The sequence below is a fragment of the Acidocella aminolytica 101 = DSM 11237 genome, from assembly GCF_900129125.1.
GTDB classification, from domain to species: Bacteria; Pseudomonadota; Alphaproteobacteria; order Acetobacterales; family Acetobacteraceae; genus Acidocella; species Acidocella aminolytica.
Map to the genome: position 1 here is coordinate 77,126 of NZ_FQVJ01000011.1, position 17,603 is coordinate 94,728.

The window sequence follows — 17,603 nt, forward strand, 5'->3', positions numbered from 1 at the left end:
TATTATAAAGGGCGCTTCGAAAGATTTGAAAGATGGGCCGGAGGGGGGCCTCCCGCCCGTATTTCAGGCCTTGTTCAGGTAAATGTCGGTGATGGTCTGCAGCATGGCCAGGGCCTCCTCGCGTGGGCGCTGGAAGGTGTTGCGACCGATGATGGAGCCATTGGCGCCGCCATCGCGCAGGCCACGGATTTCCTGGTAAAGCCCTTCCAGACTCTTGGCTTCGCCGCCGGAGAACACCACAATGCGCTTGCCCGCGAAGCAGCTGTTAACCACATGCTTGACGCGCTTGGCCATGGTGGAGGCGTCGAATCCGGCATAGGATTTCTTCGCGGCTTCCAGGGAGATGACGTCCGTGGGAGGCTTGACCTTGATGATGTGAGCACCCAGCAGCGCGGCCATGTGGGCGGCATAGGCGCAGATATCGAGCGCGGTTTCGCCAGCTTTGTCCAGCATCGGGCCGCGCGGATAGGACCAGATGACCACGGCGAGGCCAACGGACTTCGCTTCCTCAGCCATTTCACGGATTTCTTCCATCAGGTCGAACGCGAATTCGGAACCCGGATAGATGGTGAAGCCGATGGCGGAGCAACCCAGACGCAGCGCGTCCGACACCGAGCCGGTGATGGCTTGGTTCTTGTCGGTGGCCAGGGAGTTGGAAGAGTTCACCTTCAGGATCGTCGGGATTTGCCCGGCAAACTCCGCCGCGCCGACTTCCAGCATGCCGAGAGGGGCGGCATAGGCGGACAGCCCGGCATCAATGGCGAGTTGGTAGTGGTAGTACGGGTCATAAGCAGCCGGATTCGGCGCGAAGGAGCGGGCAGGGCCGTGCTCGAACCCTTGGTCCACGGGCAGAATGACCAGCTTGCCGGTGCCGGCTAGCTTGCCCTGCATCAGGATGCGGGCGAGATTCGCCTTGGTGCCGGGATTGTCGCTCTCATAGTGCGACAGGATTTTTTTAACCGTTTCGGTCATCGCCATCTGAACCAGTCCTCCTTCAGGAAACTGGCGGCCATGTAACGCATGGCGGCTTCCATGTCATCCGCCAAGCCAGGGGATCAGCCGTCTTTCATTGCGCTTTAACCCTAAATCCAGCGCCGTGGGCCGTTTGGGCAACAGCAAGGCGCTGCTTTGCGCCGCCAGCGCGGCGATTTCCGACCATGATGCGCCGGGAGTGAGGACGATGCCGTTCAGGCCGATGGCCAGAGCCTCGGCCGCGCGGCCGGGGGAGGCGGCGCAGTCCAGCAATGCCGGGCCATGATGGCCGGTGGCTGCCAGCAGTTCTTGCCACCATAGGCAGCCCCAGGCCGCCCCCGCGCCGGGGGCTGAGAGCAAGGTGACGGGCAGGGCTGAGGCCACGGCCCGTATGGCGTGGCTCAGCCCGTGCACAATGACGGCGGGCGGCAGGAAGGGGTTTGAGAACTCTTCGATCATGGCAAGGCTTATTCCTTGACCTTACAGGGTGGGCTCGGGTTGAATAAAGCCTATGTCCGAGTCGGAATCTGAAGACGAAATCCTGGATCGTATTGAGGAAGCGCTGCGCAAGATCGCAAGTGTGACCGAGGCGAGCAAGCCCGCGCCGGTGGGCGATCTGCCGCTGGACCGCGAGGCCCTGGTGGCGACGCTGGACAGCGTGATCGCCCGGCTACGCGGCGAGCTGACGCCGCCGCAGCCCCCCACAACGGAGTAACTCCATGGCACAGGTCACCATTCGCATCAATGGCTATGCCTATACGGTTGGTTGCGAAGATGGGCAGGAAGAACATCTGGCCAAGATGGCGGGCGAGGTGGAACAGCGTGTTACGCATATCAAGGCGATCGGAGGGCAGTCTGGTGAGGCGCGGCTGCTGATGTTGGCCTCCTTGTTGCTGGCGGATGAGTTGCACGACGTGAAAACCAACGGGGGCGCACAGATCACCCCGCCTCCAGTGCCCGCCAAGGAAGATGGCGAACGCCGGGCCCGGCTGCGCCGCGTGGCGGCCCGGGCAGAAGAAATCGCCTCCGACCTATTGGATCTTTAAGATATTGCATCAAACAGAGATTGCGGACGGACGAGTTCCTGCCTAAATACGCGCAGGAGCTGCCCGGTGCGTCAGGCAAGACATCCCCTGGGCCGTTAAGCAACTTCCCTTGGGAACTGGCTCTGTTCAGGCCGTGGTCTGAATATCTGGTGCCCACCTGCACAAGCAGGCCTTGGGAGGATGCAAGTGCCAACGGCCAGGGTGGCTCCACAACAAAATGCTGATTTTCACCCTGAACGGGTGGAAAAACAACAGGTTCGGTCGGGTTTTCAGCTAGGTTTTATTGACCAGATTGTTGTATGCTGGCATCCTCATGCGCTGGGGGACATCATGACACGTTCGGAATTGATCGCAGGATTGGCCGAGGATAACCCGCATCTGACAATGACGGACGTGGAGAAAATCGTCTCGACCCTGTTCAACGAAATGACCGCCGCCCTGGCGCGTGGAGAACGGGTGGAGCTGCGGGGGTTCGGCGCATTTACCGTGAAGCATCGTCAGGCGCGCTCCGGGCGCAACCCGCGTACAGGCGAGACCGTTGAAGTGGCGCAGAAATCCGTGCCTTTCTTCAAGGCGGGTAAGGAATTGCGCGAGCGAATCAACAAGCCCGCCGCGTCTTCCCAGGCGGCAAAGAAAAGTGGCGGAGAGAAGAGCTGAAATCCCTGAAACTCATCGTCGGATTCATGGTGATTCTGGCGCTGGTTATTTTTGTGCTGTCCAACCGCGTGCCGGTGCAGGTGGGATTCTGGCCCCTTGGCAGCATGTCCGCTTGGCTGGGGCCAGTGGCCATTGTGGCGTTGGGGATTGGGTTCTTCGCAGGGTTATTTGTGGCGATGCCCAGGCAGTTGCATTGGCGCCGCCGTGCCAGGAACGCGGAGAAGCGCGTGGCTGAACTGACGCCTTCCATTTCTGCTTCGGCGCCAACAATTATTAAGTGAGAGTGAGATGACGGGTCGTTTAATCGCGGCAATTGATACGCCGGAGCTGCCGCACGCGCGTGATTTGGTGCGGGAGGTGGCGCCGCATTGCGGGTTGGTGAAGTTGGGGCTGGAATTTTTTTTGCGTCATGGGCCGGGTGGATATAGAGACGCCGCGCACGGGGCGGATGTATTCCTGGACCTCAAGCTTCATGACATTCCGAATACAGTTGCGGGGGCGGTGCGGTCTATATTGCCGCTGGCGCCAAGGCTGATGACGGTTCATGCTGGTGGCGGGGCCAAGATGGTGGCCGCAGCCGCTGAGGCCGCCGCGACGGCCGGAGAGGCGCGGCCAAAAATTCTGGCGGTGACGGTGTTAACCAGCTTTGACGCGGCGGGGTTGGCGGAAACGGGGGTTTCGGGTGGCACGTCTCAGCAGGTGTTGCGGCTCGCGCGGCTGGCATTGGGGGCCGGGGCGGATGGGCTGGTATGCTCGGCGCACGAAATTGCGGTCTTGCGGGATGCGTTTGGTGAAAGGCCGCTGTTGGTGGTGCCGGGGATTCGCCCGGCTGGCGCCGCGCTGGGGGACCAGGCGCGGGTGATGACGGCCGAGCAGGCCGTAGAAGCAGGTGCTGATTATATTGTGGTCGGGCGGCCGATTACCGGGGCGGCTAACCCTGGCGTGGCGGCAGCGGCGATTGCGGCGTCCATCGCGTGAGCCGGTTAGTTAAAATCTGCGGTATCAAGGATGCGGCGGGGTTTGACGCGGTTGTGAAGGCGGGTGCGGATTATGTGGGGTTCGTGTTTTTTCCGCCCTCGCCGCGTTACGTCACCAGCGTGGCGGCGAAGCTTTTATCCGAGCGGTATGCGGGCGGGCCAAAGCGCGTGGGTTTGTTTGTGAATCCCAGCCTGGGTGAGGTGGATGATATTCTTAGGAATGTCTCGCTGGATGTCTTGCAGGTCCATGGCGCCCCGGATTTGGTTGCGGCCCTGCGGGACCGGTTCGGGCGGCCGGTGTGGCGGCAGGTTGGCGTGGAAAGCGTATCAGATTTTCCGGCGCCCGATGAGGTAGCTGACGGCTTTATTGTGGAAGCTAAGCCGCCAAAAAGCGCAACGAGGCCGGGCGGTAACGCCGTGCGGGCGAATTGGGATTTGTTGTCGCGTTTCAGGCCGGCAAAGCCCTGGCTGCTGGCGGGCGGGTTAAAGCCCGGGAATGTCGCGGACGGATTGCGCCAGACTGGCGCGCCGGGGGCGGATGTGTCCTCTGGCGTGGAACGCGCCCCTGGCGAGAAAGACCCGGATCTGATCAAGGCCTTCGTGGCGGCGGTACGCGGCGTTTAAATGTTCTGGTGCTGACGTTTCTGAAAAGCTCTCACATCCCCTGAGCGTTTCTAAGGTTAAACAGTCTGTAGATTGTAAGTCGATAGAACCTTGTCCATCCAGATGGAGATGGAGTCGTCCTGCGCCAGTAACGGTGTGGCGGAAACAAGCTTGCCCCATTGCAGCGCGCCAAAAACGAGATGATCCGCCCAGGAAGGGCTGTCTCCGGCGATGAAGGTTTGCGCCGATAGTCGCTTTTGTAGCGGTTTCAGCATGGCGTAGAGATGCGCCTCGGCCTGTTGGCGGTTGGCGTCGATGTCTTCGATGCTGCGGTTGAAAGCAGCTTCACGGGTTTCACGGAAATAGGGCTGATCTTCCGGGCACAGACAACGGTAGATATCGCCCAGAACGGTGGCGGCGATGGCCGGGTGCAGGATGGTCTCCGTCCAGTCTTTAATAAACAGAGTGAGCGCTTGGGTTTGCGCGTCACCAAACAAAGCCGGGCTATTGGGATAAGTTTGTTCCAGATAGGCGGCGATGGTTTGGCTGTCTGAAACAATGCGCGCGCCATCAACAAGAACCGGAACCTTACTCTGGCCGGACGCAGCGATGGCCGCCTTCTCGGTGAAGTGCCAGGGGACGGTTTCGTAATCCAGCCTCTTGTGCGCGAGCGCGAGCTTCACGCGCCAGCAATAGGGGCTGAAGCGCGTGCCGTCCGCCGCCGCGAGATCGTAAAGCGTGCGTGTCATCGGGCTGTTTGGCCGAAAAGGACTTTCTTTGCGTCTTCGGAAACCGTGGGGGTGCTGTTCACTTCTTTGGCTTTGGCATAAGCGCGCTGCACGGCGGGGCGGGCGGCCATGCGTTCGAACCAAGTTCTCAAATTTGGGAAATCCTCAAGCTTTTGCTGCTGGCGTTCGTAAGGCACAACCCAGGGATAGCTGGCCATGTCGGCAATCGAATAATCGCCCGCGATATAGTCTTTGCCTTCAAGCTGCTTGTTCAGCACGCCATAGAGGCGGTTTGTTTCTTTGACGTAGCGCTCCATCGCATAAGGAATCCGCTCCGGCGCGTATTGCACGAAATGATGATTTTGCCCGGCCATGGGGCCAAGGCCGCCCATTTGCCAATAAAGCCATTGTTGAACATTGAAGCGTTGGCGAGCTTCTTTGGGCAGGAACTGGCCGGTTTTGTCCGCCAGATATTCAAGAATGGCACCGGATTCAAAAATTCCAAGCGGCGCGCCACCATCAGCGGGGGCAAGGTCGCGGATGGCGGGGATGCGGTTATTTGGCGCGAACTTTAGAAAGTCTGGGTTGAATTGATCGCCCTTGGAAATGTTAATGGGGAAGATTTTATAATCCAGCCCGGTTTCCTCAAGGAAGATGGTGACCTTATGGCCGTTCGGCGTGGTCCAGTAATAAAGCTCAATCATTCAAAATCTCCTTATGCCAGCGCCTTGGAGGCGAGTTCGTAAGTATTACGGCTGAGTTGTTCGCGCGCCAGGATACGCTCAAGCTCTGCTTTCATGAGGCCTTGCCGCTTTGTGTCAAAGCGCCGCCAAAGGCCGAGCGCGGTGACGAAGCGGGCGGCGATTTGCGGGTTGGTTTCGTCCAACCGCAAGACAAAATCCGCCAAGAGTTTGTAACCTGCGCCGGATTTGTCGTGGAATTTCCACGGGTTGGCGGTGAAGGCGCCAATCAGCGCGCGGACGCGGTTTGGATTGCGCAGATCCATGGCGGCATGGCTGGCCAGCGCCTGCACGCGGGTGAGCGTATCCGACGCGTTGGAACGTGCTTGCACGGAAAACCATTTATCCAGCACCAGCCTGTTATGTTCCCATTCTGTGTAGAAAGCGTGCAATGCGCTCTCCCGCGCGGGGCCGGGCTCATCAACCAGATTGGTGAGGGCGGCGAGTTTCTCCGTCATGTTGCCTGCCGCGGTGAATTGTGCCGCGGCAAAGGCCGGGCCTTCGGCAGCGGTGAGATAGCTAAGCGCGGCGTTGCGCAAGGCGCGGGCACCCATGGCGGGGCCGGAGACGTCATCTGGCGCGGCGTTAGCGAATTGCTCGTAAACCGCATGGAATTCAGCGCTCAGCGCTTGGCCCAGCGCCTTGCGGGCTGCCTCGCGGACGAGATGAATGGCGTCCGGGTCAACCACGGTCATGTCGTCAGCCAGCAGCGATTCCATGGGCAGTATCAACGCCTCAGCAGCAAAGGCCGGGTCGCGCGTGGCATCCCGCAGCGTGGCGGCGATAGCGTCTTTCAGTCCTTCATCCAATGTAAAAGGTTGGCCGATTTGGTGTGTGGCCACGGAATCCAGCAGCACGGCGGAGGCATATTGCTGAAGCGCATCCCAACGGTTGAACAGGTCGCTGTCATGCGCGGCCAGAAAGGCGAGGCGTGCGCGGCTTTGGCCTTTTAGTTTGACGGGCGCTGAGAAATGCCGGAACAAGGAGACGGCTCCAGGTTTTTGCGGCAGCTTGAAGGTGAAGCTTTGTTCCGTCTCACGCAGCAGCAAGGTTTCGGCATGAATTTCTTCCCCGGTCTGGTTCAGCAGCCCGATGGCGACGGGGATCAGCAGCGGTTGCTTTTCCGGCTGGCCCGGCGTGGGGGCGGTGCGCTGGCGTAAAGTGAGGGTGAAGGTTTGTGCGGCATCGTCCCAGGATTCATCGAAGGTGATCTCGGGCGTGCCAGCTTGCTCATACCACAGCATGAACTGTTTGAGGTCGATGTCTGTGATTGACTGCATGGCCGCCCAGAAATCCTCGACCGTCGCGGCGGCGTTATCGTTTTTGGCGATATATGCCTCCATGCCGCGGCGGAAGGCCTCACGCCCGATGATGGTGCGGTACATGCGCACCACCTCCGCGCCTTTTTCGTAGATTGTGGTGGTGTAGAAATTGTTGATTTCGAGATAGCTCGCCGGGCGGACAGGATGGGCAAGTGGTCCGGCATCGTCACGGAACTGTGTGGCACGTAGCAGGCGCACATCGGCAATGCGTTTCACCGCCGCGGAGAACTGGTCCGACATATACTCCTGGTCGCGGAAAACGGTCAGGCCTTCCTTCAGGGAAAGCTGGAACCAATCTCGGCAGGTGACGCGGTCTCCGGTCCAGTTATGGAAATACTCATGGGCGATGACGCGCTCGACATTCTGGAAATCCATGTCCGTGGCGCTGTTGGCGTCGGCCAGCACATAGGCGGTGTTGAAAATGTTGAGGCCCTTATTTTCCATCGCCCCGGCATTGAAGTCCGACACGGCGGCAATGTTGAAGATATCGAGGTCATATTCGAGACCGAAAATGTCTTCGTCCCATTTCATCGAGCGTTTGAGGGCGCCCATGGCGTGTGCGCAACGCGCTTCATCGCCGCGCTCAACCCAGATGCCGAGATCCACCTTGCGGCCGGAGCGGGTGGTGAATTCATCTTTCAGGGAAACAAGGTCCGCCGCCACCAGGGCGAAGAGGTAAGAGGGTTTGGGGTGCGGGTCTTCCCACTCGGCATGGGCGATGCCGTTTTCCACTCCGCTGGAGAGCTTGTTGCCGTTGGAGAGCAGAATGGGGAATTTAGCGGCATCCGCCCGCATCCGCACGCGGTAGCGGGCCATCACATCCGGCCGGTCCGGGAAGAAGGTGACTTTGCGGAAGCCCTCGGGCTCGCATTGGGTGAATAAGCCGGAACCGGACGTATAAAGCCCGGAAAGTTCGCTATTGGCGGCGGGGTTGATCCGTACGCTGGTCTCCAACACCGCTTGGTCGGGAACGTCCTGGATGGTGAGGCTGTCCTCATCCAGCGTGTAGCGGTTGTCGCCCAGCGGTTCGCCGTTCAGGGAGACGGAAAGCAATTCCAGCTTTCGGCCATCCAGCTTTAGGGGGCCCGGGGCGTTGCGGCGCAGTTGCAGCCGGGCTTTGACGATGGTGGCCTCGGGGGCAAGCTCAAAATCCAGCGCCACATGCTCCACCTGATAAGCAGGAGCGCGGTAATCGGCCAGATTTACCGGGTTGCGGGAGGGGATTTGTTCATCAGCCATCACAATCTCGTCCTGTTCCTTCTGGTGAAATGCCTGCCGCCGCACATATGGTAGGTCATGGCGGATGAGACACCTCTTCAAGTAGAAAATTTTTCACGCCTTGCCGAGGTCGGGCAAGAGGTATGGGATGCGTGCGCGGGAGATTGCAATCCATTTGTTTCCTATGCGTTTTTGTTGGCGTTGGAGCAAAGTGGATCGGTGGGCGGGCGCACAGGCTGGTATCCGCGCTATCTGGTGGTGCGGGATGCGGGGGGTAAGGTACAGGCGGTGGCGCCTGTTTACGCCAAAACCCACTCCTATGGGGAATATGTGTTCGACCATGGCTGGGCCAATGCGTTTGAGCGAGCGGGTGGTCAATATTACCCAAAATTACAGGTTGCGGCGCCGTTTTCGCCGGTTCCGGGCCCAAGGCTGCTGACGCACGGGCCTAGCCTGGGCACAATGGCGGCGGCGCTGGAGGCGGCGTGTGAGGCCTCGGGCTGTTCCTCGGTGCATGTCACATTCTGTACCGAGGATGAGTGGGATGGGCTGGGGCAGGCCGGGTGGCTGCAACGGCTGGGCACGCAGTTCCATTGGGAAAATCCAGGTTATGAGAGTTTTGAGGATTTTTTGGCGGCGTTGTCCTCACGCAAGCGCAAGGCGATTCGGCGAGAGCGCCGGGAGGCCCAGGCGGGCTTACAGTTCCGGGCGCTGAGCGGCGCTGAACTGACGCCCGGCGTGTGGAAGCGGTTTTATGAATTCTATTTATCCACTGTGGAGCGCAAATGGGGAGGGGCGTATCTGACGCCGGAATTTTTTCCGCTGCTGGGGAAGTATCTGGGTGAAAAAGTGGTGTTGATGCTGGCCGAGCGGAATGGCCGGCCGATTGCAGGGGCGCTGAACCTGGTTGGAGATGGCGTGCTGTATGGCCGTAATTGGGGCTGTACGGAGGATGTGCCCTTTCTGCACTTCGAACTTTGTTATTATCAGGCGATTGAGTACGCCATTGCTCAGGGGTTTCGGCGTGTGGAGGCGGGCGCGCAAGGGGAGCATAAGATCCAGCGCGGTTATCTGCCGAAGCCGACTTATTCCGCGCATTACATAGCGCATCCGGGATTGAGGGAGGCCGTGGCGCGGTTTTTGGACGTGGAGCGCGAGGAGGTTTTTCGGGTATTGGAGGAGATGGTGAAAGAGGGGCCGTATCGCCGCGATTAAAGCAACGTGATTAAAGCAAGGAGGGGCCATGCCGCCTAAGGCGCTTAATGCCACGGCGGCCAGAGGGGGGCCTTCCAGACCGTGAGTAGCCCAAAGCCAAGCAGGGCAATTCCGAAATCTCCGGCGGTCTGGACGGATGAGGTCCAGAGTGGGTTAAAAGCGCCCCCCCAACAGCCCAACCACCGCCGCATTAACGCAGCGCATGGCGGCCTAGGCACGGGGCTGTTGGCGGAAACCATCCCAGAAAGGTAACGCGCTAAGCAAAATCAGAATGCCCGGCAAAAAAATGCCAAACAGGCCCAGCGCTGCCCCCGCGATGCCGTGCGGCGATGGAGTGGCGACGGCGCCGAGATAGGCCGCGAAAGTGAAAAGTGGCCCTGGGATGGCCTGTGCCGCGCCGTATCCGGCAAGGAAAATATTGTTCTGTACCCCGCCGGGCGTGACAAAAGCATCGTGCAGCAAGGGCAGGACCACGTGGCCGCCACCAAAAACCAGCGCGCCCGCGTGGTAGAAGGCGGAGAACATGGCTAGGGCCGGCAACTGGGTAAGTGCCAGCACAAGCGGTAGGCCAAGCAGAAGCAACGCTTAGGCGGCCAGGGCAAACAAGCCGGCTTTACGGGAAATAGGGCATAATAATAAATCGCCGGCTGGCTGGGTGCCTCACGGCAAAGCCAAAGCCCGCCAATCCAGTCGAGCAGAATAACGCCGATCTGTGCCGCCGCGCCGCCGGTGAACAGCATGATAAGCGTGGCCGGAATCGCGAGGCTGGAGCGTGGTTTGTCAGGGCAGTAAAGACCGCACCATGCCCCAGACGGCTTGCGCGACGATGGCGACAGCGGTGAGTTTCGGGCCATGTAATAAGCCGGTTCCGGCGGGGCCAGTCAGGGGGCTGGCCCTGAAAGCGAACAGCGTTAACAAGATGGCAGAGGGAAGGATGAAACCTGCCCAGGCCGCGAGTCCGCCGCGCATGAGCACGATGGAAAATCCAACCTGACCGCTGGCCGGTCCGGGGAGAAACTGGCACAGCCCTACAAGGTCCGAATAAGACTGGTCGTTCAGCCATTGGCGGCGGGTGATGAACTCATTGCGGAAATAGCCGATATGGACGATTGGTCCGCCGGAGCAGTTAAGGCCGAGCTTCAGGAAAAGGCGGAAGATTTCAAAGACTGGCCGGGGGACGGTCAACGCGTTTTGAGTCTCTTGCATCGCCGTGTCCTCTGCTGTTTCGTCCTGGCGGCTTTGTGCCGGAGGGCGAAGGTTGAGCGCCAGCCTACGGCGGGCCGGGGGCTGGACAGGAAGAAATTTCAAAAATTTTTCTCCCAGGGCTTTTCAAGTTCAGCAACAGTGGTTATACGGCGCCACCGACGCGTCACACGGCGCTATGGGTTGGGTGCATAGCTCAGTTGGTAGAGCAGCTGACTCTTAATCAGTAGGTCCAAGGTTCGAATCCTTGTGCACCCACCAAAAAATTTTCAAGGCAGTCCAAAGCTGAACAAAAACTCCTAAGCAGGCCGCCGGGTCATTTTTTTGTGCCTATGGTGTCGGGCCGCTGATGTGAAGGCGGGGAATTTCAATGGCCGGGCAGCGGTTCATGATAACGGTCAGACCGGCATTCTCGGCCTCGTGCGCGGCGTCCTCATTGATCACGCCAAGCTGCATCCAGATGGTTTTGGCCCCTAGTTGAATGGCTTCCCGTACCGGCGCTAGAACTTCCGTGGGACGGCGAAAAAGATCCAGCATGTCAAAAGGTGCGGCTTCAGCCAGCGTGGCCACAACGCGGCGGCCGTGAATTTCCGTACCAGCCAGTGTGGGATTGACTGGAATAACCTCATAGCCGTGATTCAATAAGAATTTCATGACGCCGTAAGACGGCCTGTCCGGTTTGGCGGATGCCCCAACCAGCGCGATTCGGCGATTGGTGGTGAGAATGGCCGTAAGGTCCTTATTGCTGGTCTGGTCTGTCATGTCTCTTTTCCATTCCACGGCCTTTGGTTAAGCCTAAAAGCATGATCAAAGGTCTTTCCGCCTGTCTGCTGCTCAGCCTGCTCACCGTCATTTTATGGTGGGTGCCAAATCAGCCTCAGGCTGGCGATGTGGGCATGCCATCCGGCAAATTCAATTCATTGTCTTACGCGCCCTATCAGGCCTGGCAGTCACCAATGGACAAAAAATTCCCAACTCCGGAGGAGATATCCAAGGATCTCGCGCTGGTTAAGGGGCAGGCCAATGGCATTCGCACCTATTCCGCGATAGAGGGAACGCTGCCTGAAACATTGACGCGGATTAAGGCGGGGACGGATGTCGCTGGCTTGGCCAAGAAGGCGGGGCTTAAGGTTTGGCTGGGGATCTGGCTGAGTTCCAGCCCGGCGGATAACGCAAAGGAGATGGCGGCAGGTATTGCCGAGGCCAACGCCTACCCCAGTACCGTGACGCGCGTTGTGGTGGGTAATGAGGTGCTGCTGCGGCGCGATCTTTCCGTGGATGATCTGATCAAAGACATCAATTATGTGCGCGTCAGGGTGAAGCAGCCGGTCGCATATGCCGATGTCACGGATTTTTGGGCGCAATTTCCGCAGGTGGCACCGAATGTGGATATCGTGATGCTTCATTTTCTGCCCTACTGGGAGAATAAGCCGCTTTCAGTGAACGGGGCGCTGGCGGAGATTGGCGCCACGATTGAAAAATTCAAAAAGCTGTTTCCAGGCAAGCAGATTTCCATTGGCGAGACGGGGTGGCCCTCACGCGGACGCTGGCGTGGCCCTGCCGCCCCGTCGCGAGTGAATGAGGCTGTATTTCTGCGGCGCTTCGTGGCCCTCGCGGATAAGGAGGGAGTGGATTACAATCTCATTGAAGCCTTCGACCAAAATTGGAAGGCGCAGGATGAAGGCGTGGCCGGGGGGAATTGGGGCATCTGGAATGCAAGCCGGGTGCAGAAATTTCCTTTGAATGGACCGGTCGTGGAGCACCCCTCATGGCCCTGGTATGCGGGATTGGCGATTTTAAGCGGCTGGTTGTTGTTTGGCGTGGCCGGGTTCCGTAAGGCGCGGCTGGCTGTACCGGCCTTTTTGTTGGCGAATGGGTTTGCCGTGGCATGTATCGGCACGCTGCCGCTGCTTTATTTTAGCCCGTCTCATTTGGGGATGCTGGTGTCCTCAACCACCTTTAATCTGCCGTTCAATAGCTGGATGCTGCTAGATGCGCTGGTGAATTTGCCATTGCAAGCCTTGCTGGCATTCATCGCTATCCGGCGGGCGGGGGCCTTGCAGGGGGGACAGAAGCTGACCGCCACGTGCGGCGGGGCGGAGATGTTCGCGGAGCTGCGCCGGCTGCGTTTCAGCTTCGATTACGGTACGCTCTGGTTCCTGTTTCTGGTCTCGGCGGTGGTGTTCGAGGCGTTGCTGGTTTTTGATGGGCGTTACCGGGATGCGCCAATGGCGGTGTTCATTGTGCCGGTAATCGCTTCGGCCTTGCGGATATGGACCCGTGACTGGCCTGCTTTGAACTGGGAGGAGATAGCCGCCGCCCTGGCCCTGGTGGTGTTGGCGCTGGCGGATATAGTTGTTGAAGGGCCGCAAAATCTGGAGTTCCTTTTCTGGAACGTCGCGGCTTTGCTGCTGGCGGCGCCGGTCTGGCTGAGGCTCGCGCGGCGTTATAAATCGTAAGGCGGTGATTTGCTGTAAGTGGGCAGGGCAGCATCCAGCCCTTGCCAGGACACGCGTTCGCATACCCAGCCTTGCGTTGTCGGACGGATGTGCTCCGGGTCATCCAGCGAGCCTAGCGTGACCCCGATTGAACGGCCTTCTTGGTCTGTCATGTAAAGCGGTGTGCCGCAATCAGGGCAGAACCAGCGCGTTGCGGCCGCAGATGAGGCAAAGGGCTTTGCCGTCCCTTTGATGAGGGCAAAGCGCTCGGGTGGGACCTGAACCCAGGGCAGGGTGCCAGCGCCGCTGGCTTTGCGGCATTCGCGGCAGAAGCAGATATCCGCTACATCATCCGGCTCATGCTCCAACTGGTAGGTGATGGCGCCGCATAGGCAGCCGCCGGTGAGAAGGTTTGACATGGTTAGAAGGTGGGGGGGGAGTTGGCACTGATGAGCACGCACGGCTCATCTCCCAGATTGCGGAAGCGATGCGGAATGTCTGATTTAAAGTAATAGGCATCGCCGGGATTGAGGGTTTTTTCCTGCACACCCACCGTGACCGTGATGCTGCCGGATACCACGATGCCGCATTCCTCACCTTCATGGCGCAGCATGGTGTCGCCCGTATCGGCACCAGGTTGATAAACCTCCTGCAACATGCCCAGGGCTCGGCCTTTGGTCTTGCGCCCTACCAAACGCCAAGAAATCTCCGGCTGGTGGGTGATTTTGGGCAGTTCGTCCGCCGTGAAAAACACGTCGTCCGAAGGGGAGAAGTTTAGCGTGAAAAAATCCGCCAGGGATAAGGGAATACCGTCGAGGATTTTTTTAAGGGAGGAAATAGAGGGGCTGACCCGGTTTTGTTCAATGAGCGAAATAGCCCCGTTGGTTACCCCAGCGCGGCGTGCCAACTCGCGCTGGGTCAGCCCGAAAATCTGCCGGACCAGCTTCAGCCTGGTGCCGATATCATCGGTCATCCCCGCGTCTTGCAATGCCAATGACATGTCAAGTTAAGCCTTTGCGTTTAGAATTTTCAACAATTTAACCGTAGGTTTCATTCGTCTGCAAGAAAAATGGATGTTTTGAGTGAAAACTTCGTACGAATATTCTTGACGCCTCTTGTGAAGCTGAGCGAGACTGAGCGAGTAACAGTAAATCGAGGATTTGCGTGCGGTGGTTCATCGGGCCGGACAAGAATAATATTTTGAAGGTTGGAAAGGAGGGGCGTTTCTGATGCCCTCAGCCTTTGTCGTCAACTCCACCCACAGCAAACCCGGCCAGAGCGGTGTTATTTCATCTGGACGGGACCTGCAGGCTATACTCTTTATTTGGGGCCATGCACGGGTCAAAAAGGCGGAGCTGGTAGCCGGATTGCGGTTACAGAGGGGAGATGGCGTAAAGCATGGCCGCTCTAAAAAACGTTGTATCAGCGTTCAAAAACTCAATTATAATTCTGGTGATAAATGCTTGGTTCCGTATCAGTAAGGGGCTGGCGGTTGTTGCTTTTTTTGATCTGAAAAAACAACAATTATGGTTATTAAGCGGGAGGCTTTGTGCAATCCAACCCTGCCCCGGATCAGGATATTTCATCTTTCTGGTGCGTTGGACAGGAAAAATATGAGTTTTTCAAACAGGTTTTGGCTAGTGTGCTGTAATAAATCTTGCGCGTGATGCTGTTTTTGGCGTCGCGCCTTTTCCCGAGGACAACATGAGTGAACAGATCAATTTAAAAGAATGGTTCGAAGAACATCGTATTACTGAGGTTGAATGCCTCGTTCCTGATATCAGCGGCATTCCGCGTGGCAAGATCATGCCTGCTGAGAAATTCATTAAAGGCGGCGCGCCGCGCTTGCCGGAAGCCATTTTTGTTCAGTCTGTGACGGGTGAATATCCTGACGATCCGACGGACAAGCTGACAGATCCCGCGATCATCGACATTAAGCTTATCCCGGATGTTTCCACTGTCCGCCTTGTGCCCTGGGCGCATGAGCCGACCGCGCAGATTATCCATGATTGCCAATACGCGAACGGCACGCCGGTGCCGATCGCGCCTCGGCAAGTGCTGCAACGCGTGCTCAAGCTCTATGAGGATAAGGGCTGGAAGCCGGTTTTGGCGCCCGAACTGGAATTCTACCTCGTGGGCCGCAACACCGACCCTGACTACCCGTTGGTGCCGCCCGTGGGGCGTTCCGGTCGGCAGGAAAGCGGGCGGCAGAGCTATTCTATCGACGCGGTTAATGAATTCGATCCGCTGTTCGAGGATATGTATGATTTCTGCGATATGCAGGAGATGGATCTCGATACGCTGATCCATGAGGAAGGCGCGGCGCAGGTGGAAATTAACTTCCTGCACGGCAATCCGCTGGCTTTGGCAGACCAGGTGTTCATGTTCAAGCGCACGGTGCGCGAAGTGGCGCTGCGCCACAACATCTATGCTACTTTCATGGCCAAGCCGATGAGTGGTGAGCCGGGCAGTGCCATGCATGTGCATCAGAGTATCGTGAACCCTAAAACTGGTGAAAACCTGTTTGCCGGACCCGATGGCAAGGCCAGCCCGCTCTTCAAGAGCTATCTGGCGGGCTTGCAGAAATACATTCCCTCGGTAATGCCGATTTTCGCGCCGAATGTGAATTCCTATCGCAGGCTCACACGTTTCTCCAACGCGCCGATTAACCTACAATGGGGGTATGACAACCGGACCTGCGGCTTGCGTGTGCCCTTTGGCGACCCGGCTGCAATGCGCGTGGAAAACCGTGTGCCGGGGGCGGATGCCAACCCGTATCTCGCCTTCGCGGCGACGCTGGCTTGCGGCTATCTGGGCATGGTGCAAAACCTTGAGGCCCCGCCGGAGCAAATTGGCTCCGCCTATACTGGCGACTACACGCTGCCGCGCGAACTTTCCCATGCTCTCGAATTGATGGACGAGTCAGCGGAGATCCGTGAGATTCTTGGCGACAGGATGGTTGATGTTCTGGTTGCGGTGAAGCGGCTGGAATACGAAACCTATCTGCGGGTGATCTCCTCTTGGGAGCGAGAGCATCTGCTTCTGAACGTCTGAGCCTCGGGCTGGGCCGGCACTAGCACGCCGGCCTGAATAAACAACGTTTCTGGTGCAGCTTTCTCTGAAAAGCTGCATATTTTCGGCTGTTTCAGAAACAAGCCACGCCAGAAACATTCTGAAAATATAGGTTCCTCATGGAGAACAATTACTATCAGGCGACGCGCCGCGTGGATTTTTCCGCGCCTGCGCTCGATCAGGATATTGAAACCGATATTGCCATCGTCGGCGGTGGTATTTCCGGTGTGTCGGCGGCGCTTCATCTGGCGGAGCGTGGCTACAAGCCGGTACTGCTGGAAGCGCAAAGCATTGGCTGGGGCGCATCCGGGCGCAATGGTGGGCAGGCCTTGGCGGGGTTTGGCGCATCCATGCACACCATCACCAAACTTGTTGGTGCCACCGAGGCTAAAAAGCTTTGGGATATGTCAGTGGAAGCGGTGGATTTGTTGCATGAACGTATCCAGCAATACGCAATTCCGTGTGATCCGCAGCTTGGTTATCTGCACGCCGCGTTGAAGCCGCGCCAAGTACGGGAACTGCGCGAGGAACAGGAAGAACTTGCCAAACTGGGCGCGCCCGTGGGGCGGCTACTGGAAGGTGGCGCGTTGCGTTCGCGCCTCAATAGCCCGCGCTATATCGCCGCTCTTGAAGATAAGCTGGCGGGGCATATTCATCCGCTGAATTATAATCTGGGCTTGGCTCTGGCGGCGCGGCAGGCGGGAGCGTGGTTGTTTGAACATTCTCCCGTTTCGAGAGTGGAGCATGGCAAGACGGTCACGCTGCATGTAGGGGCGCATAAAGTCCGCGCGAAATATCTCATCATCGCGGGCGGGGCGTATCTGAACGGACTGGAACAGAAGATCGACGGCTATATCATGCCCGTTGGCACTTACATCATGGCCACCGAGCCGCGGGCGGATGTACGTGACTTGATCCCGCATAATGAAGCCGTGGCGGATGTGAATTTCGTTCTGGATTATTTCCGGCGTTCGGCGGATGACCGTATGCTGTTTGGCGGACGCGTGTCTTACTCCAAGTTGCCGCCGCCGAATTTAGGCGCGGCCATGTTGCGCCGGGCGGTTGCGGTGTTCCCGCAACTCAAAGACGCCAAGGTGGAATTCGCCTGGGGCGGTTTTGTTGATATTACCCGCAACCGGGCGCCGCATTTTGGCAGGCTTGCGGACAATATTTTGTTCCTGCAAGGGTTTTCCGGGCATGGGCTGTCGCTTACCGGGTTGGCTGGCAAACTGGCAGCGGAGGCTGTGGCCGGGCAGTCGGAACGGTTCGACGTGTTCGCGGGGATTCCTCATGCGCGTTTTCCGGGTGGGCAACTCTTCCGCACCCCGGCTTTGGTGCTGGCGACGACATGGTTCCGTCTACGAGACATGTTGTAGTTTGCCTTTTGTCGGTGCCGGTGCAGAATGGCCGGT

21 protein-coding genes, 1 tRNA gene and 1 other RNA gene are annotated in these 17,603 nt (G+C 58.5%); 13 read left to right on the forward strand and 10 right to left on the reverse strand.

The features are described from left to right. Window positions 1-63 precede the first annotated feature (63 nt). Both BUB54_RS08005 and BUB54_RS08010 read right to left on the reverse strand, forming a co-directional pair. Window positions 64-978, reverse strand: coding sequence for a class I fructose-bisphosphate aldolase (locus BUB54_RS08005; protein WP_048878688.1), 915 nt, complete (start codon window positions 976-978; stop codon window positions 64-66). 57 nt (window positions 979-1,035) lie between these two features. Next, complete coding sequence (locus tag BUB54_RS08010) at window positions 1,036-1,431, reverse strand: hypothetical protein (protein ID WP_048878689.1); 396 nt, start codon at window positions 1,429-1,431, stop codon at window positions 1,036-1,038. A gap of 52 nt (window positions 1,432-1,483) precedes the next feature. Here BUB54_RS08010 and BUB54_RS08015 point away from each other — a divergent pair, with 52 nt between their 5' ends. From BUB54_RS08015 to BUB54_RS08045, 7 genes are all read left to right on the forward strand, one after another. After that, window positions 1,484-1,687: a hypothetical protein gene (locus BUB54_RS08015; RefSeq protein ID WP_048878690.1), complete on the forward strand. Its 204-nt coding sequence runs from the start codon at window positions 1,484-1,486 to the stop codon at window positions 1,685-1,687. 4 nt (window positions 1,688-1,691) lie between these two features. Further along, the gene (locus BUB54_RS08020; protein ID WP_048878691.1) at window positions 1,692-2,018 is read left to right on the forward strand and encodes a cell division protein ZapA; all 327 of its coding nucleotides are present in this window, start codon (window positions 1,692-1,694) and stop codon (window positions 2,016-2,018) included. A 53-nt stretch (window positions 2,019-2,071) separates the two neighbouring features. Next, window positions 2,072-2,230: non-coding RNA, 6S RNA (gene ssrS / locus BUB54_RS08025), on the forward strand. Between the two features lie 118 nt (window positions 2,231-2,348). Then, entirely contained in the window at window positions 2,349-2,675 is a 327-nt protein-coding gene (locus BUB54_RS08030; protein WP_048878716.1) for an integration host factor subunit beta, read from the forward strand. Window positions 2,676-2,701: 26 nt separating this feature from the next. Beyond that, a complete protein-coding gene (locus BUB54_RS08035) occupies window positions 2,702-2,956 on the forward strand; it encodes a LapA family protein (protein WP_048878692.1) in 255 nt (84 codons plus the stop codon). A gap of 7 nt (window positions 2,957-2,963) precedes the next feature. Beyond that, entirely contained in the window at window positions 2,964-3,653 is a 690-nt protein-coding gene (gene pyrF / locus BUB54_RS08040; protein ID WP_048878693.1) for an orotidine-5'-phosphate decarboxylase, read from the forward strand. Next, window positions 3,650-4,276 carry a phosphoribosylanthranilate isomerase gene (locus BUB54_RS08045; protein WP_048878694.1) on the forward strand — a complete coding sequence of 209 codons (627 nt, stop codon included), beginning with the start codon at window positions 3,650-3,652 and terminating at the stop codon, window positions 4,274-4,276. The genes pyrF and BUB54_RS08045 overlap by 4 nt, the downstream gene beginning before the upstream one ends. A 56-nt stretch (window positions 4,277-4,332) precedes the next feature. Here BUB54_RS08045 and BUB54_RS08050 read toward each other — a convergent pair whose 3' ends face one another. From BUB54_RS08050 to pepN, 3 genes are read right to left on the reverse strand one after another with little or no spacing between them, the layout of a single operon-like run. Beyond that, window positions 4,333-5,004, reverse strand: coding sequence for a glutathione S-transferase N-terminal domain-containing protein (locus tag BUB54_RS08050; protein ID WP_048878695.1), 672 nt, complete (start codon window positions 5,002-5,004; stop codon window positions 4,333-4,335). After that, complete coding sequence (locus BUB54_RS08055) at window positions 5,001-5,687, reverse strand: glutathione binding-like protein (RefSeq protein WP_048878696.1); 687 nt, start codon at window positions 5,685-5,687, stop codon at window positions 5,001-5,003. The genes BUB54_RS08050 and BUB54_RS08055 overlap by 4 nt, the downstream gene beginning before the upstream one ends. 11 nt (window positions 5,688-5,698) lie before the next feature. Then, a complete protein-coding gene (gene pepN / locus BUB54_RS08060) occupies window positions 5,699-8,284 on the reverse strand; it encodes an aminopeptidase N (protein ID WP_048878717.1) in 2,586 nt (861 codons plus the stop codon). Window positions 8,285-8,341: 57 nt separating this feature from the next. Here pepN and BUB54_RS08065 point away from each other — a divergent pair, with 57 nt between their 5' ends. Next, on the forward strand, window positions 8,342-9,478 hold the full coding sequence (locus BUB54_RS08065) for a GNAT family N-acetyltransferase (protein ID WP_048878697.1): 1,137 nt from the start codon (window positions 8,342-8,344) through the stop codon (window positions 9,476-9,478). Between the two features lie 210 nt (window positions 9,479-9,688). Here BUB54_RS08065 and BUB54_RS21440 read toward each other — a convergent pair whose 3' ends face one another. Continuing rightward, window positions 9,689-10,060, reverse strand: a complete 372-nt coding sequence (locus BUB54_RS21440) for a chromate transporter (RefSeq protein WP_241869368.1) — start codon at window positions 10,058-10,060, stop codon at window positions 9,689-9,691. A 198-nt stretch (window positions 10,061-10,258) separates the two neighbouring features. Next, entirely contained in the window at window positions 10,259-10,786 is a 528-nt protein-coding gene (locus BUB54_RS21445; RefSeq protein ID WP_241869369.1) for a chromate transporter, read from the reverse strand. A gap of 80 nt (window positions 10,787-10,866) precedes the next feature. Between BUB54_RS21445 and BUB54_RS08075 the strand changes: the two genes are divergently transcribed. Next, window positions 10,867-10,942: transfer RNA gene (locus tag BUB54_RS08075), tRNA-Lys, on the forward strand. A 69-nt stretch (window positions 10,943-11,011) separates the two neighbouring features. Here the strand turns inward: BUB54_RS08075 and BUB54_RS08080 are convergent. Then, window positions 11,012-11,443, reverse strand: a complete 432-nt coding sequence (locus BUB54_RS08080; protein WP_048878698.1) for a CoA-binding protein — start codon at window positions 11,441-11,443, stop codon at window positions 11,012-11,014. A gap of 41 nt (window positions 11,444-11,484) precedes the next feature. On the opposite strand from BUB54_RS08080, the gene BUB54_RS08085 reads away from it, so the two are divergent. Then, window positions 11,485-13,140, forward strand: a complete 1,656-nt coding sequence (locus BUB54_RS08085; RefSeq protein WP_048878699.1) for a glycoside hydrolase family 17 protein — start codon at window positions 11,485-11,487, stop codon at window positions 13,138-13,140. Here BUB54_RS08085 and BUB54_RS08090 read toward each other — a convergent pair. Both BUB54_RS08090 and BUB54_RS08095 read right to left on the reverse strand, forming a co-directional pair. Beyond that, on the reverse strand, window positions 13,128-13,538 hold the full coding sequence (locus tag BUB54_RS08090; RefSeq protein ID WP_048878700.1) for a GFA family protein: 411 nt from the start codon (window positions 13,536-13,538) through the stop codon (window positions 13,128-13,130). The genes BUB54_RS08085 and BUB54_RS08090 overlap by 13 nt on opposite strands. Window positions 13,539-13,540: 2 nt before the next feature. Next, a complete protein-coding gene (locus tag BUB54_RS08095) occupies window positions 13,541-14,092 on the reverse strand; it encodes a cupin domain-containing protein (protein ID WP_139284835.1) in 552 nt (183 codons plus the stop codon). A gap of 425 nt (window positions 14,093-14,517) precedes the next feature. On the opposite strand from BUB54_RS08095, the gene BUB54_RS20200 reads away from it, so the two are divergent. From BUB54_RS20200 to BUB54_RS08105, 3 genes are all read left to right on the forward strand, one after another. Continuing rightward, on the forward strand, window positions 14,518-14,736 hold the full coding sequence (locus tag BUB54_RS20200; protein WP_139284836.1) for a hypothetical protein: 219 nt from the start codon (window positions 14,518-14,520) through the stop codon (window positions 14,734-14,736). A gap of 87 nt (window positions 14,737-14,823) precedes the next feature. Then, window positions 14,824-16,173 carry a glutamine synthetase family protein gene (locus BUB54_RS08100; RefSeq protein WP_048878702.1) on the forward strand — a complete coding sequence of 450 codons (1,350 nt, stop codon included), beginning with the start codon at window positions 14,824-14,826 and terminating at the stop codon, window positions 16,171-16,173. Window positions 16,174-16,310: 137 nt separating this feature from the next. Continuing rightward, window positions 16,311-17,567, forward strand: coding sequence for an NAD(P)/FAD-dependent oxidoreductase (locus tag BUB54_RS08105; RefSeq protein WP_048878703.1), 1,257 nt, complete (start codon window positions 16,311-16,313; stop codon window positions 17,565-17,567). Window positions 17,568-17,603 lie beyond the last annotated feature (36 nt).

Bases quoted from the DNA above. Each gene is read 5' to 3' on its own strand.
- pyrF (WP_048878693.1), top strand. From the start codon at position 2,964: ATGACGGGTCGTTTAATCGCGGCAATTGATACGCCGGAGCTGCCGCAC.
- BUB54_RS08080 (WP_048878698.1), bottom strand. From the start codon at position 11,443: ATGACAGACCAGACCAGCAATAAGGACCTTACGGCCATTCTCACCACC.
- BUB54_RS08015 (WP_048878690.1), top strand. From the start codon at position 1,484: ATGTCCGAGTCGGAATCTGAAGACGAAATCCTGGATCGTATTGAGGAA.
- BUB54_RS08085 (WP_048878699.1), top strand. From the start codon at position 11,485: ATGATCAAAGGTCTTTCCGCCTGTCTGCTGCTCAGCCTGCTCACCGTC.
- BUB54_RS08055 (WP_048878696.1), bottom strand. From the start codon at position 5,687: ATGATTGAGCTTTATTACTGGACCACGCCGAACGGCCATAAGGTCACC.
- BUB54_RS08065 (WP_048878697.1), top strand. From the start codon at position 8,342: ATGGCGGATGAGACACCTCTTCAAGTAGAAAATTTTTCACGCCTTGCC.
- BUB54_RS08095 (WP_139284835.1), bottom strand. From the start codon at position 14,092: ATGACCGATGATATCGGCACCAGGCTGAAGCTGGTCCGGCAGATTTTC.
- BUB54_RS08020 (WP_048878691.1), top strand. From the start codon at position 1,692: ATGGCACAGGTCACCATTCGCATCAATGGCTATGCCTATACGGTTGGT.
- BUB54_RS08050 (WP_048878695.1), bottom strand. From the start codon at position 5,004: ATGACACGCACGCTTTACGATCTCGCGGCGGCGGACGGCACGCGCTTC.
- BUB54_RS08035 (WP_048878692.1), top strand. From the start codon at position 2,702: ATGGTGATTCTGGCGCTGGTTATTTTTGTGCTGTCCAACCGCGTGCCG.
- BUB54_RS08010 (WP_048878689.1), bottom strand. From the start codon at position 1,431: ATGATCGAAGAGTTCTCAAACCCCTTCCTGCCGCCCGCCGTCATTGTG.
- BUB54_RS08105 (WP_048878703.1), top strand. From the start codon at position 16,311: ATGGAGAACAATTACTATCAGGCGACGCGCCGCGTGGATTTTTCCGCG.
- BUB54_RS20200 (WP_139284836.1), top strand. From the start codon at position 14,518: ATGGCCGCTCTAAAAAACGTTGTATCAGCGTTCAAAAACTCAATTATA.
- BUB54_RS08090 (WP_048878700.1), bottom strand. From the start codon at position 13,538: ATGTCAAACCTTCTCACCGGCGGCTGCCTATGCGGCGCCATCACCTAC.
- pepN (WP_048878717.1), bottom strand. From the start codon at position 8,284: ATGGCTGATGAACAAATCCCCTCCCGCAACCCGGTAAATCTGGCCGAT.
- BUB54_RS08030 (WP_048878716.1), top strand. From the start codon at position 2,349: ATGACACGTTCGGAATTGATCGCAGGATTGGCCGAGGATAACCCGCAT.
- BUB54_RS08005 (WP_048878688.1), bottom strand. From the start codon at position 978: ATGGCGATGACCGAAACGGTTAAAAAAATCCTGTCGCACTATGAGAGC.
- BUB54_RS08100 (WP_048878702.1), top strand. From the start codon at position 14,824: ATGAGTGAACAGATCAATTTAAAAGAATGGTTCGAAGAACATCGTATT.